28 protein-coding genes are annotated in these 24,843 nt (G+C 69.7%); 9 read left to right on the forward strand and 19 right to left on the reverse strand.

The window, feature by feature from the left end:
• The 6 genes from VF106_RS30970 to clpS all read right to left on the reverse strand — a co-directional run.
• Nucleotides 1-658: PLP-dependent cysteine synthase family protein (locus tag VF106_RS30970; RefSeq protein WP_330843430.1), on the reverse strand; the 658-nt coding region annotated here is incomplete at its 3' end.
• Nucleotide 659: 1 nt separating this feature from the next.
• Nucleotides 660-932, reverse strand: coding sequence for a MoaD/ThiS family protein (locus VF106_RS30975; RefSeq protein WP_330843431.1), 273 nt, complete (start codon nucleotides 930-932; stop codon nucleotides 660-662).
• Between the two features lie 24 nt (nucleotides 933-956).
• A complete protein-coding gene (locus tag VF106_RS30980; RefSeq protein WP_330843432.1) occupies nucleotides 957-1,397 on the reverse strand; it encodes a M67 family metallopeptidase in 441 nt (146 codons plus the stop codon).
• 10 nt (nucleotides 1,398-1,407) lie between these two features.
• Nucleotides 1,408-2,430 (reverse strand): P1 family peptidase, encoded by a 1,023-nt coding sequence (locus tag VF106_RS30985; RefSeq protein ID WP_330843433.1) that lies wholly within the window; start codon nucleotides 2,428-2,430, stop codon nucleotides 1,408-1,410.
• Nucleotides 2,427-2,987 carry a DUF2017 domain-containing protein gene (locus VF106_RS30990; protein ID WP_330843434.1) on the reverse strand — a complete coding sequence of 187 codons (561 nt, stop codon included), beginning with the start codon at nucleotides 2,985-2,987 and terminating at the stop codon, nucleotides 2,427-2,429. The genes VF106_RS30985 and VF106_RS30990 overlap by 4 nt, the downstream gene beginning before the upstream one ends.
• Nucleotides 2,984-3,271, reverse strand: coding sequence for an ATP-dependent Clp protease adapter ClpS (gene clpS / locus VF106_RS30995; RefSeq protein ID WP_330843473.1), 288 nt, complete (start codon nucleotides 3,269-3,271; stop codon nucleotides 2,984-2,986). The genes VF106_RS30990 and clpS overlap by 4 nt, the downstream gene beginning before the upstream one ends.
• A 45-nt stretch (nucleotides 3,272-3,316) precedes the next feature.
• Between clpS and VF106_RS31000 the strand changes: the two genes are divergently transcribed.
• Together VF106_RS31000 and VF106_RS31005 are read left to right on the forward strand one after the other, a co-directional pair.
• A complete protein-coding gene (locus VF106_RS31000) occupies nucleotides 3,317-4,600 on the forward strand; it encodes a nicotinate phosphoribosyltransferase (RefSeq protein ID WP_330843435.1) in 1,284 nt (427 codons plus the stop codon).
• Entirely contained in the window at nucleotides 4,597-5,160 is a 564-nt protein-coding gene (locus tag VF106_RS31005) for an isochorismatase family protein (protein ID WP_330843436.1), read from the forward strand. The genes VF106_RS31000 and VF106_RS31005 overlap by 4 nt, the downstream gene beginning before the upstream one ends.
• A gap of 56 nt (nucleotides 5,161-5,216) precedes the next feature.
• Here VF106_RS31005 and VF106_RS31010 read toward each other — a convergent pair whose 3' ends face one another.
• The 5 genes from VF106_RS31010 to VF106_RS31030 are packed head-to-tail and all read right to left on the reverse strand — an operon-like array spanning nucleotide 5,217 to nucleotide 7,633.
• Nucleotides 5,217-5,921 (reverse strand): hypothetical protein, encoded by a 705-nt coding sequence (locus VF106_RS31010; protein ID WP_330843437.1) that lies wholly within the window; start codon nucleotides 5,919-5,921, stop codon nucleotides 5,217-5,219.
• Nucleotides 5,918-6,241 carry a hypothetical protein gene (locus VF106_RS31015; protein ID WP_330843438.1) on the reverse strand — a complete coding sequence of 108 codons (324 nt, stop codon included), beginning with the start codon at nucleotides 6,239-6,241 and terminating at the stop codon, nucleotides 5,918-5,920. Before VF106_RS31015 ends, VF106_RS31010 begins: the two co-directional genes overlap by 4 nt.
• Nucleotides 6,234-6,491, reverse strand: a complete 258-nt coding sequence (locus tag VF106_RS31020) for a YbaB/EbfC family nucleoid-associated protein (RefSeq protein WP_330843439.1) — start codon at nucleotides 6,489-6,491, stop codon at nucleotides 6,234-6,236. The genes VF106_RS31015 and VF106_RS31020 overlap by 8 nt, the downstream gene beginning before the upstream one ends.
• 1 nt (nucleotide 6,492) lies before the next feature.
• A complete protein-coding gene (locus tag VF106_RS31025; RefSeq protein ID WP_330843440.1) occupies nucleotides 6,493-6,870 on the reverse strand; it encodes a YbaB/EbfC family nucleoid-associated protein in 378 nt (125 codons plus the stop codon).
• 55 nt (nucleotides 6,871-6,925) lie between these two features.
• The gene (locus tag VF106_RS31030; protein WP_330843441.1) at nucleotides 6,926-7,633 is read right to left on the reverse strand and encodes a choice-of-anchor protein CoaP; all 708 of its coding nucleotides are present in this window, start codon (nucleotides 7,631-7,633) and stop codon (nucleotides 6,926-6,928) included.
• Nucleotides 7,634-7,730: 97 nt separating this feature from the next.
• Here VF106_RS31030 and VF106_RS31035 point away from each other — a divergent pair, with 97 nt between their 5' ends.
• On the forward strand, nucleotides 7,731-8,345 hold the full coding sequence (locus tag VF106_RS31035; protein WP_330843442.1) for an exosortase/archaeosortase family protein: 615 nt from the start codon (nucleotides 7,731-7,733) through the stop codon (nucleotides 8,343-8,345).
• On the opposite strand, the gene VF106_RS31040 is transcribed toward VF106_RS31035, so the two are convergent.
• Nucleotides 8,269-8,913 carry a hypothetical protein gene (locus VF106_RS31040; protein ID WP_330843443.1) on the reverse strand — a complete coding sequence of 215 codons (645 nt, stop codon included), beginning with the start codon at nucleotides 8,911-8,913 and terminating at the stop codon, nucleotides 8,269-8,271. The genes VF106_RS31035 and VF106_RS31040 overlap by 77 nt on opposite strands.
• 107 nt (nucleotides 8,914-9,020) lie before the next feature.
• Between VF106_RS31040 and VF106_RS31045 the strand changes: the two genes are divergently transcribed.
• The 5 genes from VF106_RS31045 (at nucleotide 9,021) to VF106_RS31065 (ending at nucleotide 15,954) form a co-directional block, all read left to right on the forward strand.
• The gene (locus tag VF106_RS31045; RefSeq protein WP_330843444.1) at nucleotides 9,021-11,060 is read left to right on the forward strand and encodes an ATP-dependent DNA helicase; all 2,040 of its coding nucleotides are present in this window, start codon (nucleotides 9,021-9,023) and stop codon (nucleotides 11,058-11,060) included.
• Nucleotides 11,057-11,371 carry a hypothetical protein gene (locus VF106_RS31050; protein WP_330843445.1) on the forward strand — a complete coding sequence of 105 codons (315 nt, stop codon included), beginning with the start codon at nucleotides 11,057-11,059 and terminating at the stop codon, nucleotides 11,369-11,371. The genes VF106_RS31045 and VF106_RS31050 overlap by 4 nt, the downstream gene beginning before the upstream one ends.
• Nucleotides 11,372-11,576: 205 nt before the next feature.
• Complete coding sequence (locus VF106_RS31055) at nucleotides 11,577-14,801, forward strand: S8 family serine peptidase (protein ID WP_330843446.1); 3,225 nt, start codon at nucleotides 11,577-11,579, stop codon at nucleotides 14,799-14,801.
• An 81-nt stretch (nucleotides 14,802-14,882) separates the two neighbouring features.
• A complete protein-coding gene (locus VF106_RS31060) occupies nucleotides 14,883-15,743 on the forward strand; it encodes a helix-turn-helix domain-containing protein (protein WP_330843447.1) in 861 nt (286 codons plus the stop codon).
• A gap of 25 nt (nucleotides 15,744-15,768) precedes the next feature.
• Entirely contained in the window at nucleotides 15,769-15,954 is a 186-nt protein-coding gene (locus VF106_RS31065) for a DUF397 domain-containing protein (RefSeq protein ID WP_330843448.1), read from the forward strand.
• Between the two features lies 1 nt (nucleotide 15,955).
• Here the strand turns inward: VF106_RS31065 and VF106_RS31070 are convergent, their stop codons facing one another.
• From VF106_RS31070 to ctaD, 4 genes are all read right to left on the reverse strand, one after another.
• Nucleotides 15,956-17,206: a hypothetical protein gene (locus VF106_RS31070; RefSeq protein ID WP_330843449.1), complete on the reverse strand. Its 1,251-nt coding sequence runs from the start codon at nucleotides 17,204-17,206 to the stop codon at nucleotides 15,956-15,958.
• Nucleotides 17,207-17,482: 276 nt separating this feature from the next.
• Entirely contained in the window at nucleotides 17,483-18,253 is a 771-nt protein-coding gene (locus VF106_RS31075; protein WP_330843450.1) for a peptidyl-tRNA hydrolase, read from the reverse strand.
• 115 nt (nucleotides 18,254-18,368) lie between these two features.
• Nucleotides 18,369-19,598 (reverse strand): phosphoserine phosphatase SerB, encoded by a 1,230-nt coding sequence (serB, locus tag VF106_RS31080; protein ID WP_330843451.1) that lies wholly within the window; start codon nucleotides 19,596-19,598, stop codon nucleotides 18,369-18,371.
• Nucleotides 19,599-19,604: 6 nt separating this feature from the next.
• Complete coding sequence (ctaD, locus tag VF106_RS31085; protein WP_330843452.1) at nucleotides 19,605-21,374, reverse strand: aa3-type cytochrome oxidase subunit I; 1,770 nt, start codon at nucleotides 21,372-21,374, stop codon at nucleotides 19,605-19,607.
• A gap of 125 nt (nucleotides 21,375-21,499) precedes the next feature.
• Between ctaD and VF106_RS31090 the strand changes: the two genes are divergently transcribed.
• Complete coding sequence (locus tag VF106_RS31090; RefSeq protein ID WP_330843453.1) at nucleotides 21,500-22,324, forward strand: phosphotransferase; 825 nt, start codon at nucleotides 21,500-21,502, stop codon at nucleotides 22,322-22,324.
• Here the strand turns inward: VF106_RS31090 and VF106_RS31095 are convergent.
• Genes VF106_RS31095 through VF106_RS31105 form a run of 3 tightly spaced genes read right to left on the reverse strand, consistent with a single transcriptional unit; the run spans nucleotide 22,321 to nucleotide 24,787 of the window.
• Nucleotides 22,321-23,559, reverse strand: a complete 1,239-nt coding sequence (locus tag VF106_RS31095) for a hypothetical protein (RefSeq protein WP_330843454.1) — start codon at nucleotides 23,557-23,559, stop codon at nucleotides 22,321-22,323. The genes VF106_RS31090 and VF106_RS31095 overlap by 4 nt on opposite strands.
• A complete protein-coding gene (locus VF106_RS31100; RefSeq protein ID WP_330843455.1) occupies nucleotides 23,556-24,164 on the reverse strand; it encodes an ABC transporter ATP-binding protein in 609 nt (202 codons plus the stop codon). The genes VF106_RS31095 and VF106_RS31100 overlap by 4 nt, the downstream gene beginning before the upstream one ends.
• Nucleotides 24,161-24,787 (reverse strand): hypothetical protein, encoded by a 627-nt coding sequence (locus VF106_RS31105; RefSeq protein WP_330843456.1) that lies wholly within the window; start codon nucleotides 24,785-24,787, stop codon nucleotides 24,161-24,163. The genes VF106_RS31100 and VF106_RS31105 overlap by 4 nt, the downstream gene beginning before the upstream one ends.
• Nucleotides 24,788-24,843 lie beyond the last annotated feature (56 nt).

Genomic DNA, 24,843 nt, shown 5'->3' on the forward strand with positions numbered 1-24,843 from the left:
CGAACCCCTCGTCGAGGTTGCGCAGCCCGTAGACGAGCTCCCCGTAGCGGGGCTCGGCGGCGATGATCTCGACCCCGGGCACGTGCTCGCGCAGGAACCGGCCGACGCCCATGAGGGTCCCCGTCGTGCCGAGCCCGGCCACGAAGTGGGTGATCGACGGCAGGTCCGCGAGGATCTCGGGGCCGGTGGCGTCGTAGTGCGACGCGGCGTTAGCCGGGTTGCCGTACTGGTAGAGCATCACCCAGTCGGGGTGCTCCCCCGCCAGCAGCTTCGCGACCCGGACCGCTTCGTTCGAGCCCCCCTCGGCGGACGAGGTCACGATCTCCGCGCCCCACATCTCGAGCAGCTGGCGCCGCTCGACGGAGGTGTTCGCGGGCATCACGCAGACCAGCCGGTAACCCTTGAGCCGGGCCACCATCGCCAGCGAGATGCCCGTGTTGCCCGATGTCGGCTCGAGGATCGTGCAGCCGGGCCGCAGCTGGCCCGACTTCTCGGCCTGCTCGACCATCCACAGCGCCGGCCGGTCCTTCACCGAGCCGGTCGGGTTGCGGTCCTCGAGCTTGGCCCACAACCGCACGCCGTTCCCGGGGGACAGGCGCGGGAGACCGACGAGCGGCGTGTTGCCGAGCGCGTCGAGCAGCGAGTCGTAGCGGGCCAACTCAACCCCCAGCGACCGCCGGGAGGATGGTCACGTTGTCACCGTCGGACACGGCCGCCTCGAGGCCGCCGGCGAACCGCACGTCCTCGTCGTTGACGTACACGTTGACGAACCGGTGGAGCGTGCCCTCCTTGACCAGACGGGCCTTGATGCCGCCGTGGTTCGCGTCGAGGTTGTCGATCACCTCGGACAGCGTGGTGCCGCTCGCCTCGACCGTCTTCTCGCCACCGGTGTGGGTGCGCAGGATGGTCGGGATGGAGACGGTGACCGCCATGGAAACCTCCGTTACAGGGACTTGCTACTCAGGCAACACGTTTGCCGATGGCTCGTATTCCGGCACGATCTCGACCGGCTCCTCGGCGATCTCACCGTCCACGATCCGGAACGACCGCACCTCGTCGGTGTCCGGGTCACGGGTGGAGACCAGCACGTAGTGGGCGTCCGGCTCGGAGGCGTACGACACGTCCGTGCGGGACGGGTAGGCCTCGGTCGCGGTGTGCGAGTGGTAGACCACGACGGGGACCTCGTCGTTCGCGTCCATCTCGCGGTACAGCTTGAGCAGGTCGGCCGAGTCGAACTCGTAGAACGTCGGCGAGCGGGCCGCGTTCAGCATGGGGATGAAGCGCTCCGGCCGATCCGACCCCTCGGCGCCCGCGATGACGCCGCACGCCTCGTCCGGGTGGTCCCGGCGGGCATGCGCGACCATCGCGTCGACCAGGTCACGACGTATCCGAAGCACGAGCCCGATCTTACGGGCTGGGCGGAGTCCGCCCACCTGTTGAGACGGGCCACACGTCCCCGTAGCTGGGGAGACCGGCCAGCGACGTGGCGGACAGCACGCCGTGCACGATGGCCCGCGCGAACGCCTCCGCCGCGGCCGTGCACAGGCGGTCCAGCACGCCCGCCCGCGCGACCGGGCCGAACGGGCCGTCCTCGACGCCCAGCGAGCGGGCCCGGGTGGCGACGGCGAACACCGTGTCCCCGTCGAACATGGTGTGGGCCGGGCGGATCGCCCTGGCCAGGCCGTCCTGGGCGGCGACGGCCAGACGTCGGCACTCGGTCTTCGTCAGGTCGGCGTCCACCGCGACGACGCCGATGGTGGTGTTCAGACCGCTTGGCTCGGCGGGCGGGAACGCCCCCGGCGTGTTCGGCCACGACCTCCCGAACTCGCCGGCCACCTCGTGGTCCGCCGCGTACGGCACCCCCGTGGCCAGGTCGACCGCCGAGCCGGCCGCGTTCACCACGGCCAGCGCCCCGACCGTGAAGCCGTCGACCTCGACGGACGCGGTGCCGATCCCGCCCTTGAGCCGGCCGACCCTGGCGCCGGTCCCGGCGCCCACCGAGCCGAGCGGGAACTCCTCGGCCGCGTTCGCGCACGCCGTGTAGCCGAACGAGGCGTCCGGCCGGTTGCCCCACTCGCTCACCGGCAGGTCGAAGATCACGGCCGCCGGCACGATCGGCACGACCTCGTGTTCCGCGGCCCCGACGCGGTAGCCCCGCTTGCGCTCCGACAGCCAGCGCATCACGCCGTCCGCCGCGGCCAGCCCGTACGCGGACCCGCCGGACAGGCAGATCGCGTCGACCTGCTGCACCAGGTTCTCCGGGAGGAGCAGGTCGGTCTCCCGCGTGCCAGGCGCGCCGCCTCGGCCGTCGACCGCGCCGGTGGTCCCGGCGGGCAGGAGGACGACCGTGCTGCCCGTGGCCCAGCCGTCGTCGACGCGCTGGTGGTGCCCGACGAGCACGCCGGCGACGTCGGTGATCGAGTTCGTCACTCGCCGGCCAGCGCGGTGACCAGGCTCTCCTGCATCCAGGTCAGCCAGTGGTAGACCCCGAGGTGCGGGGCCCGCGGATCGTCGTCCGGCAGGTCGTCCGGCATGTCCTCACTGACCCCGAGCGTCGTGCCGAGCGCCAGGCGCACGTCGTTGATCGCGGACAGCCACGCCTCGGCGTGATCGACGGACAGCTTCACGAGCCCGCCGCCCGGCGGGCAGGTGTCCAGCAGCACCGCGGCCACGCCGGTCTTGACGTCGAGCAGCTCCGGCTCGTGCAGTGACCGCAGAGCGGCCGCGGAGTCGCGGTCCTCTTTGGTCGCCTCGTCGCCGTCCAGCCGGTGGAAGTCCGGCAGCAGCCGAGACAGGATCGGGTCGTCCGGCGCGGTCGACGGGCCGGTCCGGATGCCGGTCAGTGCCGTCAGCTCGTCCTCCGGCGCCTCGCCCTGCCGGGACTTCAGCATCTCCTCCATCTGCGTGACCAGGCCACGCAGGACGGCCGCTTCCTGCCGGTCGACCTTGGTGGTGACGGTGTCGCCGACGCGCTCCCAGGGGATCACGACTCGTGCTGCATGGTCGCCCAGAGGCCGGCCGCGTGCAGTTTCGCGACGTCGCCCTCCACCTTCTCCTTGGAGCCAGAGGAGACGATCGCTCTGCCCTTGTGGTGCACGTCCAGCATCAGTTTCGTGGCCTGTTCACGGGAGTAGCCGAAGAGCTTCTGGAACACGTAGGTCACATACGACATCAGGTTCACGGGGTCGTTCCACACGACGGTCTGCCACGGCTTGTCCTCGACCGTGAACTCGGAGGTGACCGGTTCGACCCGCTCGACGGGTGTCGACATGGAAACCGACATAAGTCCATGGTGGCATGTCTAGGCTCACTGGTCATGACCGGTACCAGCACCGCGTTGCTCACCGACCACTACGAGCTGACCATGGTCGCCGCGGCCCTCGCCGACGGCACCGCGGCACGCCAGTGCGTGTTCGAGACCTTCGCCCGCCGGCTGCCGAACGGGCGGCGTTACGGCATCGTCGGCGGCACCGCCAGGGTGATCGACGCCATCAGCAGGTTCACCTTCGGCGACGCCGAACTCGCGCAGTTGTCGGGGGTGCTCGACGGCGCCACGATCGACTGGCTGGCCAACTACCGGTTCACCGGCGACGTCGACGGCTACCCCGAGGGCGAGCTGTACTTCCCGGGGTCACCGCTGTTCACCGTGCGCGGCACGTTCGCCGAGGCGGTCGTGCTGGAGACGCTCGTGCTGTCGATCCTCAACCACGACAGCGCGATCGTGTCCGCCGGCGCCCGGATGGTGAGCGCCGCGAACGGGCGGCCGATCATCGAGATGGGCGGCAGGCGCACTCACGAGGAGGCCGCCGTGGCGTCCGCCAGGGCCGCCTACCTGGCCGGTTTCGCGACGACGTCCAACCTGGAGGCGGGCCGCCGGTACGGGATACCGACCGCCGGTACGTGTGCGCACGCGTTCACGCTGCTGCACGACAGCGAGCACGCGGCGTTCACGGCGCAGGTCCAGGCGCTGGGCGTCGAAACGACGTTGCTGGTCGACACCTACGACATCACGGCGGGAATACAGACGGCGATCGAGGTGGCCGGCCCGTCGCTGGGGGCCATCCGCATCGACTCCGGCGACGTGGGTGTGCTGGCCAGGCAGGCACGGGCGCAACTGGACTCACTGGGCGCCCGCAACACGCGGATCGTCGTGTCGGGCGACCTGGACGAGTATGCGATCGCCGCGCTGCGGGCCGAACCGGTGGACGCCTACGGGGTCGGCACGTCGCTCGTCACCGGCTCCGGCTCGCCGACCGCCGGGATGGTGTACAAGCTGGTCGAGGTGGAGGGCCGGCCGGTGGCGAAACGCAGCTCGCACAAGGAGTCGCGGGCCGGCCGCAAGTCCGCGCTGCGCCGGCACAAGCCGACGGGGACGGCGCTGGAGGAGGTCGTGTACGTGGTCGGCTCGGAGATACCGGAGGGCCCGCACGACCGTCAGCTGCAGGTGCCCCTGATGCGTGATGGACAACCGGTCGACGACCTGCCCACCCTCGAGTCCAGCCGCCAGCGCGTCCGCGAGGGTTTGGTGAGCCTTCCGTGGGAAGGTCTCAAACTGTCGCATGGCGAACCCGCGATCCAGACAGTCAACGTGGAGAAGTGATGACAGCGCTGATAGTGGTCGACGTGCAGAACGACTTCTGCGAGGGCGGCTCCCTTCCGGTGGCCGGCGGCGCGGCGGTCGCGGCGGCGATCAGTGATATCTATGGGAACTACACACACGTGGTCGCGACCCGCGACTACCACATCGACCCGGGTGCCCACTTCTCGGAGACGCCCGACTTCGTCGACACGTGGCCCGCGCACTGCAGGGCCGGCACCCCGGGCGCGTCGTTCCACCCAGCACTGGACGTGAGCGGAATCCAGGCCGTGTTCTCGAAAGGCGCGCACGCGGCGGCGTACTCCGGCTTCGAGGGGTTCGCCCCCGACGGCACGCCACTGGCCGACTGGCTCCACGCCCACGACGTGTCCGAAGTGGACGTCGTCGGCATCGCCACCGACCACTGTGTCCGGGCCACCGCACTGGACGCGGCCAGGAACGGCTTCACCACACGGGTTCTGCTCGACCTGACCGCATCCGTCGCACAGCCCACAATGGACAAAGCACTAACGGAACTGGCGGCAGCGGGCATCGCTATGACGGGCACACCCCGCCTCGGCTGAGCGTCCAGGCCGTTCCCGAAAACGCAACTCGCGGGGGCCGAACGCGAGACTCGCGGCTAGCCTGCTGCCTTGCGGACGCGCCAGTTGCCTGGTTCCGCGACCGAGGCCGGCAACGGGTCGGGGATGCGCAGCTCGCTGGCGCGGCGCTGTAGTAGCGCGCCCTTCGTCTGGTACTCGGTCATCGTGGTGGCGGCCTTGCTCATCATGTCCGTGTACTCGCGGAGGAAGGTCGCCAGTGCGCGGAGGATCGCGGCGCACACGCCGCCCCAGATGTTCTTGAGGTTCTGTGCGACGGAGCCGGCCTCCTCGTAGATCGACGCGGCGCACCTGCCGATGAACTCGATCGCGGACTTGTAGGTGTCCGTGATCAGTTTGCGCATCTCCAGCACGTGGTCGGACATGTCGGTCATCACCTTGTAGGTGGCGTCGATGGTCTTGCCCACCTCGTCGATGTAGGTGTTGAACGCGTCGAACGCCGTGCCTTCCCAGTACGCTTTCAGGTCGGTCTTGGCACTGCTGATGCCTTCCTTGGCGTCCGAGATGAACCGGCTCGCGTCCGGGCTCCACGTGGTGGCGATCGCCATGACGTTCTCGGGGTGGCCGAGGATGTCGCGGATCGCGTCGATCGTCGTCGCCACGGCCCACTGGTGTGCCTTGCCGGCCCACTCCTTGACCGTCCTGGCGGCGTCCTCCGGCCACGTGGGCAGCGGCTCCGCCCGCCCGGTCCACTGCCCGGTCCCCCACGGGTCCACCCCCGTCATCGCGGCCTCCTCAGGCTCTCGTCGTGGTAGCCGAACGTCCGGTAGTACTCCTCGTCCTTGGCCGCGTACATGTCGGCGACCGCCTTCAGTGCCTCCGCGGCGTTGTTGAGCGCGGTGAAGCCGGCGCCGAGCCGCGCCACGATCTCGGTGATGGCCGCGTTGTGCCGGGCCGGGCCGCTGCTGCCGACCGTGCCGAGGTCGTCCTCCGCCATCCACACGCCGGTCAGCTTGAACTGTGCGCCCTGCCAGGCATCCGCGACCTGGTCCAGCTCGGTCACGTTGCGCCGCAACGCCGCAGGCACCACCCGGAAGTCAACCATTCGCCTTCTCCTCCGCTTTCCGTACGGCGGCGAGCACCGCGGCCGCCAGTGCCGATCCCGTTGACCGCTTCAGCCCGGCCCTGTCCAGGTCGACGGCGGTCAGCTCGCCGGTGCCGGCGACGGTCACCGTGCCGAGTCCCGGTTCGATCGGTTCGACGTGCCGTGCGTTCGCCCGCGCCGCCGCCCGCTCCCGCGCCTTCGCCACGTCGTTCTCGATCTGCGCGACGAGCGCGCCGATCTCGTCGGTCATGTCAGTCCTCGCCCTGGTAGAAGGGATCCCAGTCGTCCTCGTCCTGAGCAGGCGCGGCCGCCGCCGGTTGCGGGTACATCCCCGGCAGGAGCGTGTGGAAGCGGCGGGCGTTCTCCTCCGCCGCGGCCTGGCGTGCGCCCGCGACCGCCGTGACGATGTCGCCGCCCAGCTGTCCGGGGTGGGCCACTCTCGGCCCGACGGCGTCGTCGTCGATCCACAGGTCGACCAGCCCGCCCTGGCCGTCGACGACCGCACGCACGTTCCCGGCGACCGACTCGAACCGCCGCCGCGCCAGCTCGGCGGTCAGCTCCTCCACCTCGGCGAGCTTCGCGTCCACGTCGTGCCTGACGCGTTCCAGCTCCTCGATCCGCGCGTCCACGCCACCCCCTTCTCGATGTGACAACTGGGGACAGCTTGCCACAGTCCTAAGAGGTCTATCGCGGGATTCGCGTTATTCGCGTTTGGCGGCGGATCAGGAGCGCGCCGGCGACCAGCGCGACCAGTCCGAGCCCCAGCCACAGGCCGGGCCCCGTGGCCAGCGGCACCGGGTGCGCGGCGAGACCACACGTGGCCTTGGCGAGGACGACATGGCCTGCCCCGATCCGCGCCTTCAGGTAGATGTGGACGGCGTTGACGGTCAGGCTGCCGTCCGCCTGCTGGATCTGCTCGTTGAACACGACCTTCGCGGCCGCCAGGTCCACTGTGGTGTTCGGTGCCGGGTTCGCCCCAACCAGAAGACCGGCGATCCGGCCGTTCCCGAGCATACTGACGCCCTTCGCGCCGGTCTGGGTCGCTTCGCACGTCGCGATCACGGAGCCGAACGTGCCCGTGAGCGCGGGGAGCCTGATGTCCACGTCGTTGACGTCCGCCTGTGCGTGGACGTCACCGGTGTCCTCGTCGCGCGTCGCGTAGCTGGTCGCCATGCCCGCCATGACGAGCCCACTCGCGTTGACGCCCGCGATGTCGGCGTTGGTCGTGCCGCTGGTGCTGGCCAGCGCGAGCGGACCGACGCGCACGGCGGGGGCGTCGCGCAACGTCACGGTCACCTCGGCCGCCACCGCGGAGCCATCGCCCGGCGCGGGCGACGCGCCGAGCACGAGTGACGCGGCCACGACCACACCGCACAGGTGTCGCATGCGCATCCGGGTTCCTCCTGGACTCGGCGGCAAAGCCGGATCTGTCCACAGTCACCTGATCCAGCGATGGGGAAAACCCGTTCCCGGCCGGAAGATCGAACACATGTCGAGAAGGCTTCTGGCCGGGACGCTGCTGCTCGCGGCGGGCGCGCTCGCCGTGTGGCACGGCGCGTACCGGACGGTCGAGTCGGTCCTGGCCGGCGCGCTCATCCGGCTGTACACCTCGGACAGCGTGTACGTGGCCGCCGAGCGCCAGTCGGTCTACCTCGGACTCGGCGGCGAGCGGCCGTTCGGGCTGCGCATGTCCCCGGAGTGCACCTCGGCGTTCGTGCTGCTGCCGCTGCTGGTCATCGGCGCCGGGATGATCGCGCGACGACCGGCGGTCACCAGGCGGGTGCTCGGCGCGCTCGGGATCGCCACGGTGTTGCTGGTGCTGCTCAACCAACTGCGGATGCTGGTGCTGGTCGGCACGGTCAACTCGTTCGGCGCCTACCGCGGCTACCTGCTGGGGCACAGCATGTTCGGGTCGCTCGTCAGCGTGATCGGCGGCGTCGCCGTGCTCGTGTTGTTCGTGTGGCTCGCGACGCGGTCCCCAGAAGGGGTGGCACCCGGCCGTCAGAGGCCGAGTGCCACCCGCGTGCTCAGCTCACCGGGGAACAGAAGACCGTGCCGATGTAGGCGTCACCCCTGGCGGGGCCGCCCTGCGGGAAGATCTTGATGTGCATCAGGTGCACGGTCTGGCTGCCGTTCTGCGGGGTGGGGGCGTGCACCTCGTTGAAGGTGACCGTCGCCCACGGCCTGCCGTTCGGGCCACCGGCGATCGTGACCTTGTGGTTCGCCGGGACCGGCTGGGGCAGCACGCCTGGCACTCCGGACAGCCCCGAGAACTGGAACGCCGACTCGCTGCCCTCCGGCACGGCATCGCACTTCGCCAGGTAGCTGGCCAGGCGGATGCTCGGGCCGCCCCACCTGCGCAGCCAGTCGAACACGAAGCGGCCGCCGGTGACCGTCACCGACGCCTCCTCGCCCAGCGCGTCGATGGTGCAGACGCTCTTGCTGTTCCTGAACGTCACCACGTTCGGCACGGACGTCAGGGTGTTGCTCGCGGTCAGCCTGCGCTCAGTGTGGCACGGGGCGACGGGGGCGACGACCGTCTGTCCGGTGACCATGCCGGCGTGGCCCCATGCCACCGCGTCGCCGGGACCGGACTGCGCCTGTGCGGGGACGGCCACGCCCGTCGACACCAGCACCAGGGACAGCACGATGAATACTCTTCGGAGTGTCATGGCACGAGGAGACTCGTGATCAACCGGACATGCCAAGTTCCGCCACCCGGTCGTGCACACAGACAACCCGGTCGGGCTACGTCGGTGGTCGAAGGTACCGTCTGACTGTGCCGTCAACCACCGATCTCCCAGGCGTCAACGAGCTGCTCGCGACCGCGGTCGACGCGGTCGGCGGCGCCGAACGCCCTGGTCAGGTGGCTATGGCCGAGGCCGTCGCGCGGGCGGTCCGCACCGGCGACCACCTCGCCGTGCAGGCCGGCACCGGCACCGGCAAGTCGCTCGCCTACCTCGTCCCCGCGCTGCGGCACGCGGTGGCCACCGAGTCGACGGTCGTCGTCTCCACGGCCACGATCGCGTTGCAGCGGCAGCTCATCGACCGTGACCTGCCGCGGTTGGAGAAGGCACTCGCCAAGCCGCTGGGTCGCAAACCGACGTTCGCGATCCTCAAGGGCCGCCGCAACTATCTCTGCCTCCACAAGATCGACAGCGGTATGGAGGACGAGCCGGACGACGCGGCGCTGTTCGACCCGTTCGCCATCTCGCGGATCGGGCGGGAGGTCACCCGGATCCGGGAATGGGTGTCGGACACCGAGACCGGTGACCGGGACGAGCTGGTGCCCGGCGTCAGCGAGCAGGCGTGGCGGCAGGTGTCGGTGTCCGCACGGGAGTGTCTCGGCGCGGCCCGCTGTCCGATGGGCACCGACTGCTTCGCCGAGCGGGCCCGTGGCGAGGCAGGCCGGGCCGACCTGGTGGTCACCAACCACGCGTTGCTCGCCATCGACGCCCTGCAGGGCTACCAGGTGCTGCCCGAGCACGACCTGGTGATCGTCGACGAGGCCCACGACCTGGTCGACCGGGTCACCTCGGTGGCGACGTCCGAGCTGACGGCCGGCACGGTCACCACGGCCGCGCGACGTGCCGGGCGGGTGGTCGACCAGGACCTCGCCGACCGGCTGTTGGAGGCAGGCGACGGGCTCGCGCTGATCATGGAGGACCTGCCGACCGGCCGGCTCGACGAGATGCCGAAACCGCTCGCCGGCACGCTCACCGCGCTGCGGGACGCCGCGCACGCGTGCATTTCCGGGCTGGGCTCGGAGAAGTCCGGCGACGTCGACGTGCAGACCGCCAAGAAGCTCGCGCTGTCCCAACTCGAGGAGGTCCACGACACGGCGGTGCGGCTGCTCGGCGCGTGGGACGCCGACGACGCGAACCGCCGGGACGTCGTGTGGCGCAGCGAGTCCGTGGGCAACCGGCCCTCGACGATCAGCGTGGCGCCGCTCGGTGTGGCCGGGTTGCTGCGGGAGCGGCTGTTCGGGCAGACCACGACGGTCCTGACGTCCGCGACGCTCACGCTGGGCGGCAACTTCGAGGCGATGGCCCGGTCCTGGGGCCTGCCACCGGAGCTGCAGGGCCCGAGCACGCCGACGGAGGGCGCGGCGACGGAGAAGTCGATCGAGGGTCCACGTTGGACCGCGCTCGACGTCGGCTCGCCGTTCGACCACGCACGCAAGGGCATCCTGTACCTGGCCAAGCACCTGCCCCCGCCGGGCCGCGACGGACTTCCACCGTCCTATTTGGACGAGATCAACGAGCTGATGCGCGCTGCCGGCGGCCGCACGCTCGGGCTGTTCTCGTCGATGCGGGCGGCGAAGCAGGCCACCGAGGAGCTGCGCAAGCGCACGGACCTGCCGATCCTGTGCCAGGGCGAGGACTCGACCGGGTTGCTGGTGCGCAAGTTCGCCGAGGACGAGGCGAGCTGCCTGTTCGGGACGCTGTCCCTGTGGCAGGGCGTGGACGTGCCCGGCCCGTCGCTGCAGCTCGTGATCGTCGACCGCATCCCGTTCCCCAGGCCGGACGACCCTCTGGCCTCGGCCCGCCAGCGCGCGGTGGAGGCACGCGGCGGCAATGGTTTCCTGTCGGTGGCGGCCACCCATGCCGCACTACTGCTGGCACAGGGCACGGGACGCCTGCTGCGCAGCGACACCGACCGAGGCGTGGTGGCGATCCTCGACCCACGTCTGGCAACTGCTCGCTACGGCGGCTTCCTGCGCTCGTCCCTACCGAGTTACTGGACGACGAGCGACCCGGAGGTCGTGCGGGCGGCACTGCGCCGCCTGGACGTAGCTGATCGAATGGAGAGTTCGTGACCACCAGCATCACAATCGACGACGAGGGCGTCCGCCGGCAGCTGGCCGACGGCACCGAGGAGTCGGTGACGTGGGCGAAGCTGTCCGAGGTGGCCATCCGGACCACCCCGGAGGGCCCATGGAAGGAGGACGTGTTCTTCCTGCTGATGGCCGAGGGAGGCGGTGGGTGCGCGGTGCCGGCGGGCGACCCGTCGGCCGATGACCTCATGTCGCGCCTCCAGTCGTTGCCGGACTTCGACAACGACACTTTCATCGAAGCGATGACGACGATGGAGGACGGCCTTTTCGTGGTCTGGCAGCGCAACAAGTAGCAGCATCGGCAGGGGGATCCGGTTCTCCCTGAAATGATTTCGTTATAGAGAAATATTCCGGTACCCGGGGGGTTGTCGTTCCCGGTGAGTGCCGCTACTTTCGGCTGCGCAACGGAGGACTGGGGCCCGTTCGCAAGCTCTGCGTACTCACGCACGGTTTTGCCCGGCTCCGCCGCCACCGTCAACCACGAAATGGGAGGCGCAGGTGCGTATCGGCGGAAAGATCGGGATCGGCGTGGCCGTCCTGGGGATGGTGCTCAGCACCACCCAGGCGGCGAACGCCGCTCCTGCTGGCGAAAAAAGATCCGGCAGTGCCAATACGATTACTTTGATCACCGGAGATCGGGTGGTCATGCACGGCGGCACCGTCATGGTGCGGCCGGCCGAAGGCCGCGAACAGATGAAGTTCTCGCGGTTCAACGCGGGAGGACACACCTACGTCCTCCCGCACGACGCCAGGAAGCTCGTCTCGACGGGTCAGCTGGACCAGCGGCTCTTCGACCTCACCACGCTGGTCGAGTTCGGCTACGACGACGCGCACCGGGACTCGGTGCCGTTGATCGTCACCCACCAGGAAGGGCAGCGGGCACCTCGGACAGCGGCGGCGGTGTCCCGTGAGCTGCCCAGCATCAACGGCGTCGCGATCGCGGCGGACAAGGACGACGCCGGCGCGGTGTGGGAGGCGCTGACCGACGGCGGGACGACCCGTACCGCGGCCGCCGGCGTCTCGAAGGTGTGGCTCGACGGCAAGCGCAAGTCCACTTTGGACCACAGTGTGCCGCAGATCGGGGCGCCCGCCGCGTGGGAAGCCGGCTTCACCGGGACCGGCGTGAAGATCGCCGTGCTCGACACCGGCGTCGACCAGACCCACCCCGACCTCGCCGACCAGGAGGTCGCCGAGCAGAACTTCACCGACGACGCGGACAACGTCGACACCTTCGGGCACGGCACGCACGTCGCGTCGATCGCGGCGGGCACCGGCGCGAAGTCCGGCGGCAAGTACCGCGGCGTCGCGCCCGGCGCCGACATCCTGGACGGAAAGGTGCTGAACAGCGGCGGTTTCGGCCTCGACTCGTGGATCATCGCGGGCATGGAGTGGGCGGCCGAGCAGGGTGCTGACGTCGCCAACCTGAGCCTTGGCGGGTTCGACGCCGCGGCGATCGACCCGATGGAGCAGGCGGTCGAGTCGCTGTCCGCCGAGTACGGGACGCTGTTCGTGATCGCCGCCGGTAACTCCGGCCCTGGCGCGCAGTCGGTCGGCTCGCCGGGCAGCGCGCCGTCGGCGCTCACGGTCGGCGCGGTGGACCGCGACAACGCGCTGGCGCCCTTCTCCAGCCGTGGTCCCGCGGTCGGCACCGGCGCGATCAAGCCGGACATCACCGCGCCCGGCGTGGAGATCGTGGCCGCACTGCACTCGGCGGGCACCATCAACGCCCCGGTGGAGGACGGCTACACCGCACTGTCCGGCACCTCGATGGCCACGCCGCACGTGGCCGGTGCCGCGGCACTGATCGCCCAGCAGCACCCGGACTGGACCGGCCAGCAACTCAAGTCGGCGCTGTCCGGCTCGGCCACCCCGACGCCGAACGCCACCGCGTTCGAGCAGGGCGCCGGCCGGGTGGACGTAGCGAAGGCGCTGGACCAGACCGTCGTCAGCGAACCGGCCAACGTCGGCCTCGGCGTGGTGGCCTGGCCGCACGACGACGACGATCCGGTGACGAAGTCCGTCACCTACCGCAACCTCGGCACGGCCGACGTGACACTCGACCTCGCGCTGGAGGAAGCGGCCCCGGCGAACGTGTTCTCGTTGAGCGCCAACCAGATCACGGTCCCGGCCGGCGGCACCGCGTCGGTGGACGTCACCGGCGACACCGACCTCGGCACCGTCGACGGCGGCTACTCCGCCACCGTCGTGGCCAGCAATGGTGACTCGGTGACCCGCACGCCGGTGGGCATCGTGCGTGAGGCGGAGAGCTACAACCTCACGCTGAACTACGTCGACGAGAACGGCCAACCGTCGGACGCCGGGTTCCCGCTGATCGTCGGGCTGGACTCGGACGTCTTCGCGTTGCCGTACGACGCCGACGGCTCCGTGACGGTCCGTCTGCCCAAGGGCCGGTACCTGATCGACCACCTGGTCCTCACGGCGAACGACGAGCACACGAACCTGATCGTGCAGCCGGGTCTGGTGCTCGACGGTGACAAGACGGTCGACGTCGATCCCAGGATCGCCAAGTCCATCGACATCACCGCGCCGGAGTCGGCGACGCTGGGTTTGGCCGACATCGGTTACCAGGTGGAGGGCGGGCTCTTCGCCTTCGCCGGCGGCCTGTTGACCGTCGACTTCGCCAGCGTGTCGACCGCGCAGATCGGCGACGTGCCGTCCGGCCTGACGCAGAAGAACTGGGTGAACAGCTTCTGGTTCGGCGGCGAGGGGTCGGTGTACGGGCTGGCCTGGTTCCTCGACCGGTACCCGACCGGGTTCACCAAGGTGGTGAAGCAGCGTGAGCTCGCGACGGTGCGCAGGGACTTCGGTCCTGGCGCCACCGATGCCCGTGGCGTGGCGTTCCTGTCCCCTCAGCCCACGACCGGCTCGGCCTTCACGGGCGCGATCGGGTACGAGCTTCCGCTGCCCGGCTCGGACACGGCGTTCGTGAACACGCAGGGCCTGCGGTGGCAGAACTCCTTGTGGCAGGTGGCGGGCGAGTTCGACATCATCGCCGCGCACGACGGCCCGCTGAGGACCTACCGCCAGGGCCGTACGTACCACGAGCGGTTCAACTTCCCGTCGTTCGGCCCGGGGCTGCCCGCGCGGGAGACGCCGTGGGCCTCCCGGGTGGGCGACAGGATCGACGTGAACATCCCGCTGTACACCGACAGCTTGGACAACGCGGGCTTCTCGGCGGAGGAGACGGCGTCGACGAAGCTGTTCCGGAACGACCAGTTGGTGGGTGAGTCCCCCTTCGGCGGCTTCGGCTTCTTCGACAACCTGCCAGCGGCACGGGGGAACTACCGGCTCACCACGGAGTCGACCCGTTCGGCCCAGTTCGACCTGACCACCTCGGTCAATGCCGAGTGGACGTTCCGGTCGTCCCATGTGGACGGTACGACGCCGGCGGCCCTGCCGCTGAACGTGGTCCGCTTCGCCCCGAAGCTGGCCGAGGACGGCAGCGCCCCGGCCGGCAAGCCGTTCCTCGTCCCGCTGACCGTGCAGGACAAGACCGGCGCGTCCGTTCGACCGAAGCGCCTGTCGGTGGAGGTGTCCTACGACGAAGGCAAGTCCTGGCAACGGGTGCCGGTCGTGCTGAACGCGTCGGCCGTACTGCAGCACCCGGCGGGTGCGCCGTCCGTGTCGCTGCGCGCGTCAGCGACTGACCGGGACGGCAACACGGTCACCCAGACCGTGATCCGCGTCTACAAACTGAAGTAGCACCACGGGATCTCACCACCCGGTCGCTCGATCGGGTGGTGAGATCCCATCCGCGCGGTGTGCGAGTGCAGAGTTGTGGCCATGAGAGTCGCGGTGGAGGGACACGTGGCCACACACATCAGTCCGGTCGTGCTGCGCCAGGAGGTCGGCCGGCGGATCCGCCAGGCCAGGCAGAACGCGGAGTTGACCGTCGTCGAGGCCGCGGAGCGGTTGGAGCTGACGAGAAGCGCGCTGAGCCGCCTCGAGAACGGGATCAGCCGCATCACCGTGCACCTGCTCCGCTCGATGATGGACGTCTACGACGAGCGCATGGACGACGTGCTCGACCTGATCCGCCAAGCTCGGAAGACCGGATGGTGGAAGCAGTACGGCATCTCGGACCATGACTTCGTCGCGCTGGAGACCGGCGCCAGCCGGATCAGCAACTACGAGGTCACCTTCGTGCCCGGTCTGCTCCAGACCGCCGACTACGCACAGGCCCTCTTCGAGTCGAGCTGGAAGGCACGCACCGAGGAGTGGATCACCAACAGGCTCGCCGTACGGCTCACTCGCCAGGAACGGCTCACCGACGAGGAGAACCCTCTCGAGTTGGACGCCGTGGTACACGAAATCGCACTTCGACGGCCGGTGGGCAAGCCGTCGGTCATGCGCAACCAACTCCAACACCTGGCACTGATCAACGAACTGCCGACGGTGACCTTGCGGGTCATACCCTCGGCCGTGGTGTCAACAGAAGCGATGATCGGTCCGTTCTCGATCTTGGACTTTCCCAGCATTGGACTGCCGAGCATCAGCTACGTCAGTCATCCTCTCGGCGAGGAGCGGCAAGACAAATCCGAATACGTGGAACCGGCTAGACTGTTGTTCGCCCACCTCCGTTCGCTGGCGCTAGCGCCTGCCGAATCTGTCGGGCTGATCGAGCAGGTGGCAGACGGGCTGTGACTGAGCCGAGAAAGAGGTGTCCACTGTGGACTTGACAGGCGCGCCGTGGCGAAAGAGCAGCTTCAGCTCCGGAAGCGGTGACACCAACTGCGTCGAGGTCGCCCTTGCCGGTCAGGTCGCGGCGGTGCGGGACTCGAAGAACGCCGCAGGGCCGGTGCTCGTCGTTCCCGCCGTCGCCTGGGACTCCCTGCTGGACCAGGCCCGCCGGTAGCTCAGTTCCGGGCGATGCGGAGCAGGATGGCGCCGCCTGCGGACAGTTGCGTCGAGACCGGACCCGGGATCACGACGAAGTCCCTGCGGGGGTTCGCGCGGAACTCCTCCGCCTTCTTGGCGGACGAGCCGAGGACGATCCGCACTGTGGTGTCGTTCCGGTCGGAGCGGTTGACCACCAGCACCCAGCGGGAACCGTCGTCCGGTTCGGCGCGGAACTGGCCGAGCACCACGGGGCCGCCTTCGACCCGGGAGATGTATTCGTCCGGCTGGAACGCCTCCGTGCCAGGGGGCAATGGTGTGTCGTTGGCGTGCGTGACGGAAACCGACACCAGCGGCTTCAGTTCCCTCCCGATCGGTCTGAGCCAGTTGAGGTTGACTCTTCGCGCGGCGTCGTACAGCGGCGTGCGCTGACCGTCGAGGGCGATGATGGCCGACTCGAACTCCTCGCCGCGCGCCACCTCCGGCGTCCACCACGTGAAGTACAGGATGCCCTTGGCGCCGTAGGCCAGGCTCATGTTGATCTGCCAGCGTAACTGCGCCTCGTTGGGGATCACGCGTCCGCTGAACTTGACCGACTGGATGTACACCCAGGTCGGGATGCCCGCCGCGAGCCCCAGGCGGCGGATGATCGCCCAGTTGTCGAAGTAGTTGATGTCCAGGCCGCTGGAGAGGATCGGGTAGCGGTCGAACGACAGCACGGGTGGACGGACGGTGTCGAGGAAGCTCTGCACGAACGCCTGGTAGCCGGACCCGTTGCCCGGCACCAGGTTCGAGTACGGCAGGAGCGTGGGACCCAGGTCCCGGATCGCCGCGGTCACCGCGCCCACCGTCGGGAACTTCGGCGGCGCCGGCTCGTCGAAGACGTCGAACCCGGCGAACGCGGGGAACGGCCGGTACTCGTCGAGCATCTGCTGCACGAGCCGCCGGGTGTCGACGGTGCTGATCCGCAGCGGCACGGAGGAGTCGTCGGTGACCGACAACGTGTGCGTGATGGCCGACAGCCGCGGCTCCGGTGCGCCCACCAGCACTTTCAACCCCACCTGACCGGCGAGGGCGAGCGCCCGCCGGTTGATGTGCTGGTCGAACATGTAGTTGCCCGTGATCAGGAACGTCATCCCCGCGTCGGCGATCTCCTGGTACCGCTGCGGGTTGGTCGCATAGGGGTGCGGCGGCCAGAAGATCCCGATCGGGAAGTCCGGTCCACCAACGAGCGGGAGGTTGTCAAGTGGCCACGGCTCTGTGGACGTCATGCAGTGAGGGTATTGAATCAACCACTAATTGTCACGACAAGAATACACTGAGTATCCATAGTGGACTGCAGCTGGCTGGTGTCCTGAAGGGCACTCTCGGGACGTTGAGCAACCGGCGAAGTCCCGAACGGCGCTTTCCTGGCGTTGAGCCCAGATCCATCGATGGTCTTGGTGGCTCAGGGTTCGGCCCGGCGGGCTCCGGGCGATGTCTCGAAAGACGCGCTCATGTCGCTGAACGTCCCCAACGCGTCTTTCATGACATCAGCCATGTCCACGTCAGGGCAGTTGTGCCAGCACGGTTACCGTGCCCGGCTCCACCTCGGTGAAGCCCGCGTCCCGGACGGCCACGACCTGGCGGCGACGCCACGCGTTCAGTGGATCGTCGCCGGGGTGCAGGGCGGCCCACTCGTCTCGGGTGGGGATGCGGACCGCGCAGCGGAAGTCCTTCCAGTCCGCGAAGAAGTCCTCTCGGCCGTCCGCTCGCAGGGCCGCGGCCAGCAGCATCGACGCGTGGCCGACCTGGGCGGCCGCCTTGCCCGCGGTCATCGGCACGACCGGGTTCAGCCACAGCACCGGGACGCCGTCCGGGAGCGGGCCGGGGTCGTCGGTCGGCAGCTCGCTGCCCGAGATCTGCAGGCGGGTGACCTCTTTCGGCATCTCGGCCACCCGGCCCGGCACCAGCGCGCGGGCGGACGCGCCGTCCACCGTCACCGTCACGCCCGGCAGCGACTGAACCGCCGCCCAGTGTGCGCCGCGGGCCCGGCGGGCCACCTTCCTGATGCGACCGTCGACCCACGCCTTGACAGGCTCGTGCCACTCGCCGTCCGGTTCGGCCCGTGGGTCCAGGCACACCGCGACCGCCGCGGCGGCCGCCGCCTCCAGCAACCCCGTGCGGGACGGCGGTTCCGTGCGCTCGATGTGGAGGACCACGGGCATTGCCCGCACCTGCGACGGGTCCTCGTCGCTCACGTCGTTCGTCGCCGCCGCTGGCAGACCCAGCCAGGTGATGTAACGCGCGGCCAGTGAGTCGAGTACCTCCGCGGTCATGCCGGCCCCTCGCCCACTACGTGGCACCGGAACGCTCCGCAAGCTCCGCTCCTCCGGCGCCCTCCGTGGTCGAGATGCCGTCCTGGATGTCGACGATTCGCTCCGCAAGCTCCGCTCATTGACGCGGCAGCGGTAGGCCGTCGGCGGCGTCGGCGGCCTCCACCTCGGCCCTCGTCACGCCAAGCACGAACAGCACCACGTCCAGGTACGGGTGCGACAACGCCGTGTCGGCCACCTCGCGCAGTGCCGGTTTCGCGTTGAACGCCACGCCGAGACCAGCGGTGCCCAGCATGTCGATGTCGTTGGCGCCGTCGCCGATGGCCACGCACTGCGACAGCGGGACGTCGAACTGGGCGGCGAACTTCCGCAGCGCGGCCGCCTTGCCCTCGCGGTCGATGACGTCGCCTTCGACGCGGCCGGTCAGCTTGCCGTCGACGACCTCCAGGTCGTTGGCCACGTGGAAGTCCAGGCCAAGGTCCGCCGCGAGCGGTTCGATGATCCGGGTGAAGCCGCCGGACACCACGCCGCAGCGGAAGCCGATGCGCTTGAGCGTGCGGATGGTCGTGCGGGCGCCCGGGGTCAGCGTGAGCGCGTCCGCGACCTCGTCCAACACCGACTCCGACAGCCCGGCCAGGCACGCGACCCGCCGCTCCAGCGACTCCGTGAAGTCGATCTCGCCGCGCATGGCGGACTCGGTGATCTCGCGGACCTCGTCCTCGCAGCCGGCGTGCGCCGCCAGCATCTCGATGACCTCGCCCTGGATCAGGGTCGAGTCGACGTCGAACACCACCAGGCGCTTGGCGCGGCGGGTGAGGCCCTCGCGTTCGACCGCGACGTCCAGGCCGACCCGGACGGACACCTCGGCCAGCGCGGACCGCAGCGCGGCGTCCGCCTCCGGGGTGTCCTGCGCGACCGACACCCGCAGCTCGAGACCGGTGACCGGGTAGTCGGCGACCCGGCGGATCGCGTCGATGTTGACGTCCAGTGCCGCCAGCCGGCGGGCCACCTCCGCGAAAGCACGCGCCGGCATCGGCCGCCCCAGCACCACCAGCACGTGGCTGGAGCCCAGCCGTGCCGGGGTCAGCGGGTCGGCGCCGATCTCGACGGTGACGTGCATGGTGACCGTCGCCATGGCCTGCTCGACGGCTTCCTGCAGGTCCTCCGGGTCGTGGTCGGTGCTGACCAGGACCCCGAGGACCAGCTGGCCGCGGATGGTCACCTGCTCGACGTCCAGGATCTCGACGCCGTGTCTCGTCAGCACCGCGAACAACACCGACGAGACACCCGGCTTGTCCGGCCCCGTCACGGTGATAAGGACCGGTGTGGGGGTCGGCTGAGGTGACATGCTCAGTCAGTCATCCTTGTTGACGTCGTCCGCGCCGGTCGCTTCGGACAGCTTCTCCGACGGGGCGGCCGGCACGGTCACCTTGTGCTTCCCGCTGAACGGCCCGATGTACTTGTCGCGGTGCGCGTCGTCGACGGCGTGCGGATAGTGCAGGTCGAACGCGGGCCGTTCGGACCGGATCCGCGGCAGCTCCAGGAAGTTGTGCCGCGGCGGCGGGGTCGTCGTCGCCCACTCCAGGGAGTTGCCGTAGCCCCACGGGTCGTCCGCGGTGGTGGTCTCGCCGTAGCGGTAGCTCTTGAACACGTTCCAGATGAACGGCAGCGTGGACGCGCCCAGGATGTACGCGCCGATCGTCGAGATCGTGTTCAGCGTGGTGAAGCCGTCGGACGCCAGGTAGTCGGCGTACCGGCGCGGCATGCCCTCGTTGCCCAGCCAGTGCTGGACGAGGAAGGTGCCGTGGAAGCCGATGAACGTGGTCCAGAAGTGCAGCTTGCCGAGGCCCTCGTCGAGGTACCGGCCGGTGATCTTCGGGAACCAGAAGTAGATGCCGGCGAAGGTCGCGAACGCGATCGTGCCGTAGAGCACGTAGTGGAAGTGCGCGACCACGAAGTAGGTGTCCGACACGTGGAAGTCGATGGCGGGCGCGGCCAGCAGGATGCCGGTGAGGCCGCCGAAGAGGAACGTGACCAGGAAGCCGACCGAGAACAGCATCGGCGTCTCGAAGGTCAGCGACCCCTTCCACATGGTGCCGATCCAGTTGAAGAACTTCACCCCGGTCGGGACCGCGATGAGGAACGTCATGAAGGAGAAGAACGGCAGCAGGACGGCGCCGGTCGCGTACATGTGGTGCGCCCACACGGCCACGGACAGTGCCGCGATGCCCAGCGTCGCGTACACCAGGCCGCGGTAGCCGAACAGCGGCTTGCGGCTGAACACCGGGAAGATCTCACTCACGATGCCGAAGAACGGCAGCGCGACGATATAGACCTCCGGATGGCCGAAGAACCAGAACAGGTGCTGCCAGAGGATCACGCCGCCGTTGGCCGGGTCGAACACGTGCGCGCCAAGCTGGCGGTCCGCCAGCAGGCCGAACAGCGCCGCGGTCAGGATCGGGAACGCGATCAGGATCAGGATCGAGGTGATGAAGATGTTCCAGGTGAAGATCGGCATCCGGAACATCGTCATGCCGGGCGCGCGCAGGCAGACCACGGTGGTCAGCATGTTCACGCCACCGAGGATCGTGCCGAGACCGGACAGGATCAGGCCGACGATCCACAGGTCACCGCCCACACCGGGCGAGTGGATCTTGTCCGACAGCGGGGTGTAGGCGAACCAGCCGAAGTCGGCGGCGCCACCCGGCGTCAGGAAGCCCGAGATCACGATCAGGCCGCCGAACAGGAACAGCCAGTAGCTGAACGCGTTCAGGCGGGGGAACGCCACGTCAGGGGCGCCGATCTGGAGCGGCAGCACGAAGTTCGCGAAGCCGAAGAGGATCGGCGTCGCGTACAGCAGCAGCATGATCGTGCCGTGCATGGTGAACAGCTGGTTGTACTGCTCCTGCGACAGGAACTGCTGTCCGGGGAACGCCAGCTCGGAGCGGATGAGCATCGCCATCGCGCCGCCGATCATGAAGAAGGCGAACGCCGTGACCAGGTACATCACGCCGATCTTCTTCGGGTCGGTCTCCCGGAACAGCTGCAGCAGGTATGAACCCTTCGCAGCCGGACGGGCCGGGTACGGCCGCGTGGCGATCGGCTTAGGGGCTACTGCCGTCACTCCATGCCTCCTGCGGGTGAGCACGATTCGAGGCGATCGTAGCCCTCGTGGAACCGGCCGGCGCGGCTGGGCTGCTGGGGGAAATGAGAAGCGCCGCTGGTCCGGCGGGTGCCACCATGTCGACCGTGTCCCCAGTCGGTGCCGCGGTGACGGCCGCCACGTCGCTGGGGGTCACCTGTGACGCCCCGGTCGTCCTCCATGACGGCTCCAATGTGGTCGTCCACCTGCGACCGGCACCGGTCGTTGCCCGGGTCGCGACCCTCACTGCGAGTGTTCGCCCGGGGATCGAGAGCTGGTTCCGCCGTGACGCCCAGGTGGCCCGGCACGCGGCGGCACGTGGCGTTTTGGCGACCCGTCCCATCTCTCCGGCAGTCCATGTGGACGGGTTCGTGGTGGGGTTGTGGCACCACGAGCCGCATGATCCCGATCACGTGGTGGCTCCCGGCGACATCGCCGCCCGGCTGTTCGACCTGCACATGGCGCTGGCGGACTTCGACGGCGACCTGCCCCGGCTTGGCCCGTGTGACGACATGGAGCGGGGGATCGACCTGCTCACGGGCACTGTGCCCGCGTCGGTGCAGGCCCTCATGCGGGCCGAGAACGAGCGGCTGGGCCGTGCGCTGGCCGACCTCCCGGCGCAGCCGGTGCACGGGGACGCCCATCCGGGGAACCTGCTGGCCACGTCGACGGGCCTGATGTGGAACGACTTCGAGGACGCGTGGCGGGGGCCGCTCGGCTGGGACCTGGCGTGCCTGGCCTCGTCGACACTGGTGGACGGGGCCGCGGCCGTGGCGGCCTACCCCGGGTCGGTGTCGACCGAGGAGCTGGCGACCTGCGTCGAGCTGCGGGAGATGTTCGGTGTCTGCTGGCGGTTCGTGGTCGCTCAGCGCTTCCCCGACAGGCGGGCCGAGGCCGAGGAGAAGCTCGCGGCCTGGCTTGCGGGCTTTTAGCGGAACAGGGCCAGCGACACCGCGGCGCCGGCCACGAGGGCGACACCCCACGGTGGTAAGCCGAACGTGAGCACCCACGCGAGCAGGCCCAGGTCCGGGCCGCGGAGGGTCTGCATGATCAGCCGGACCGGCATCGTGCCCATGGGCGTGTCGACCGGGACGAGGTTGTCGTAGGTCGGTGTCTTCCTGGTCATGGTGCGCACCGCGCACGCGGCCAGTACGGGGGCCGCGACCAGCACGTTCGGGTCCCAGCCGCCGAGGAGCCACACGGGCACGCCCCACACGACGGCCAGCAGGGTGGCCACGACGAAGTGGTGCCAGCGCAGTGCCGTGTCGCTGGCTCCGACCCAGCGGCGACGGCCGGGTGAGCGCCACAGCTCTCCCAGACCCGCGGTCAACGGCACGAGCGCGAGGTAACCGAAGATCCCGAACACGACGATCTCCGGCAGCGCGGGGAAGGCGCGGTGCGTGGCCACCGCCGCGATGCCGAGCAGGGCGGCGGTCGGGACGTGGCGGACCCGGCCCGCGACCCCGAGCACGGCGAGTCGGACGCCGCCGGTGAGCGGGCCGGCACGGGTCGGGCGCGCGGGCGGGAGCAACAGTGCGAGGTCGAGGAACTGGACGCCGCTGACCCGCAGGACGCGTTCCCGCCAGCCGTCGACCAACCCCGGGCGGCCGACGTCCGCGACCGGCGGTGGTCCGGGCCGGATGAGGGCGATGCCGGCCAGAGCCAGGACCGCGCCCACCGCGAACAGGGCGGGCGGAGCGGGGACGACCACGGCGAGCGCGAGCACGGTCAGTGCCTCGGCCGTCGGCGCGGTTCGGGGCCGGCGGACGACCGCCAGCGCGAGCACGCCTGCTCCCACGAGGACCGCGGCACCTGCGGTGATCCACACCCATGGCGCCGCGGCGAGAGCGGCGAACAGCGCGAGGACGTAGCCGAGGGCGAGGAGGCGGACGAGCCAGCCTGTCGTCAACCGCCGGCCGATGAGCGCCACCCGGTCGACGCCGCCGAAGTCACGCCACGTCAGGTCGGCCGGGTCCAGCCACACGAACGAGCGCGGCAGCAGCGACCACCACGCAAGGGCCGTGACGACCAGCAGCAGCATGCCCGGCTCGTCGGTGATCCCGAGCTTCGTGCGGAGAAGGTCCAGCCGGAAGAACGCCATGGTCAACACGCCACCGACCAGGAAGACGGCGAGGGTTCGCTCGTCTCCGGAGAACCAGCGCCTCATCCCAGGCGCACCACCTGGTCGGCGAGGTCCAGCAGCGGCGGGTGGTGGGTGGCGACGACGATCGTGCGCCCGTGCTCCTTCTCCTGGGCGACGACCTCCGCGAGCCACTCCTTGCCCTGGGTGTCCAGCGCGCGCTCGGGTTCGTCAAGGAGAAGCACGTCGTGCGGGCGTGCGAGGGCGCCGAGGAGCAGGAGGCGGCGGCGCTGCCCCGCGGAGAGGTAGTAGGCGTGCACGTCGGCGCGCTCGGCGAGCCCCGCGTGCTCGAGCCAGGCGTCCGCGGCGGCGGGGTTCTCGTCGAACGTGCCGAGCAGGAGTTCGAGGTGTTGGCGGGGCGACAGCTCGACGAAGAGCTCGGAGTCGTCGAGGAGGACCGCCACCTGGCGCCGGAAACCGACGTCCCGCTCGTCCGGGCTCCTGCCGGCGACCTCGACAGTGCCTTCGGTGGGTTCGCGTGTGCCGTAGAGGACGTTCAGGATCGTGGACTTCCCGCTGCCGTTGTGCCCGGAAAGCACGAGGCACTCACCGGCCCCGACGTCCAGTTCCAGTTCGCGGAAGAGCCACTGCTCGCCGGCACGCATCCCGAGCCCGGCGGCCTTGACGGTCACCGGGGCGGGTGGGGCTGCTGGTAACCCGGACCACCCAGCAGGTCCGGTCGGTACTGGCGGACCCACTGCCCCATGGGTCCCTGCATCCAGTTCGGGTCGACCCCACCGAGCGGAATGGCGACCTCGGGACGGCCGTCCGCCGGGTTCACCGGTTGGGCGGCGAGGTTCTGGCGCATCCAGCCCGGCGCGTTCGGCGGGATCACGCGATCGCCCCAGCCGATGATCCCCAGCGACTTCATCGGGCCGACGCCGACACGGACGCTGCCGCCGCGGAAGCCGACCGGGGTCGGCCGCGCCATCTGGCTGTCCACCTCGCCGATCCGCGTGATGTCCCGCCACCCCAACCGGATGTGGAAACCCATCTTGTCGAACAGCTCCACTCCGTACTCGGAAAACCGGACCACCGAACCGTCCTGCAGCTTCGTGAACTTGCCGTACAGCACGCCGAGCAGCGCCAGCGGGCCGAGGATCGCCGCGAGGATGCCGCCGACCGGACCCGTGAAGATCCAGAACAGCAGCAGCATGATCACGGCGAAGAACACGAGCACGGCCACGAACGGCTTCACCATCCGGCCGAAACCGCCGCCGGCCATCCGGAACTCATGGGGTAGCTGGTAGCTCACCCACCCGAGGATACGGATGAACGCCGGATCTCCTGGCCGAGCAACCCCGACGGGAA

This window comes from Actinophytocola sp. (assembly GCF_036378875.1).
GTDB lineage: Bacteria > Actinomycetota > Actinomycetes > Mycobacteriales > Pseudonocardiaceae > Actinophytocola.

Bases quoted from the DNA above. Each gene is read 5' to 3' on its own strand.
- VF106_RS30975 (WP_330843431.1), bottom strand. From the start codon at position 932: ATGGCGGTCACCGTCTCCATCCCGACCATCCTGCGCACCCACACCGGT.
- clpS (WP_330843473.1), bottom strand. From the start codon at position 3,271: ATGTCGACACCCGTCGAGCGGGTCGAACCGGTCACCTCCGAGTTCACG.
- VF106_RS31000 (WP_330843435.1), top strand. From the start codon at position 3,317: ATGACCGGTACCAGCACCGCGTTGCTCACCGACCACTACGAGCTGACC.
- VF106_RS31010 (WP_330843437.1), bottom strand. From the start codon at position 5,921: ATGACGGGGGTGGACCCGTGGGGGACCGGGCAGTGGACCGGGCGGGCG.
- VF106_RS31015 (WP_330843438.1), bottom strand. From the start codon at position 6,241: ATGGTTGACTTCCGGGTGGTGCCTGCGGCGTTGCGGCGCAACGTGACC.
- VF106_RS31020 (WP_330843439.1), bottom strand. From the start codon at position 6,491: ATGACCGACGAGATCGGCGCGCTCGTCGCGCAGATCGAGAACGACGTG.
- VF106_RS31030 (WP_330843441.1), bottom strand. From the start codon at position 7,633: ATGCGCATGCGACACCTGTGCGGTGTGGTCGTGGCCGCGTCACTCGTG.
- VF106_RS31035 (WP_330843442.1), top strand. From the start codon at position 7,731: ATGTCGAGAAGGCTTCTGGCCGGGACGCTGCTGCTCGCGGCGGGCGCG.
- VF106_RS31040 (WP_330843443.1), bottom strand. From the start codon at position 8,913: ATGACACTCCGAAGAGTATTCATCGTGCTGTCCCTGGTGCTGGTGTCG.
- VF106_RS31060 (WP_330843447.1), top strand. From the start codon at position 14,883: ATGAGAGTCGCGGTGGAGGGACACGTGGCCACACACATCAGTCCGGTC.
- VF106_RS31070 (WP_330843449.1), bottom strand. From the start codon at position 17,206: ATGACGTCCACAGAGCCGTGGCCACTTGACAACCTCCCGCTCGTTGGT.
- VF106_RS31075 (WP_330843450.1), bottom strand. From the start codon at position 18,253: ATGACCGCGGAGGTACTCGACTCACTGGCCGCGCGTTACATCACCTGG.
- serB (WP_330843451.1), bottom strand. From the start codon at position 19,598: ATGTCACCTCAGCCGACCCCCACACCGGTCCTTATCACCGTGACGGGG.
- VF106_RS31095 (WP_330843454.1), bottom strand. From the start codon at position 23,559: ATGAGGCGCTGGTTCTCCGGAGACGAGCGAACCCTCGCCGTCTTCCTG.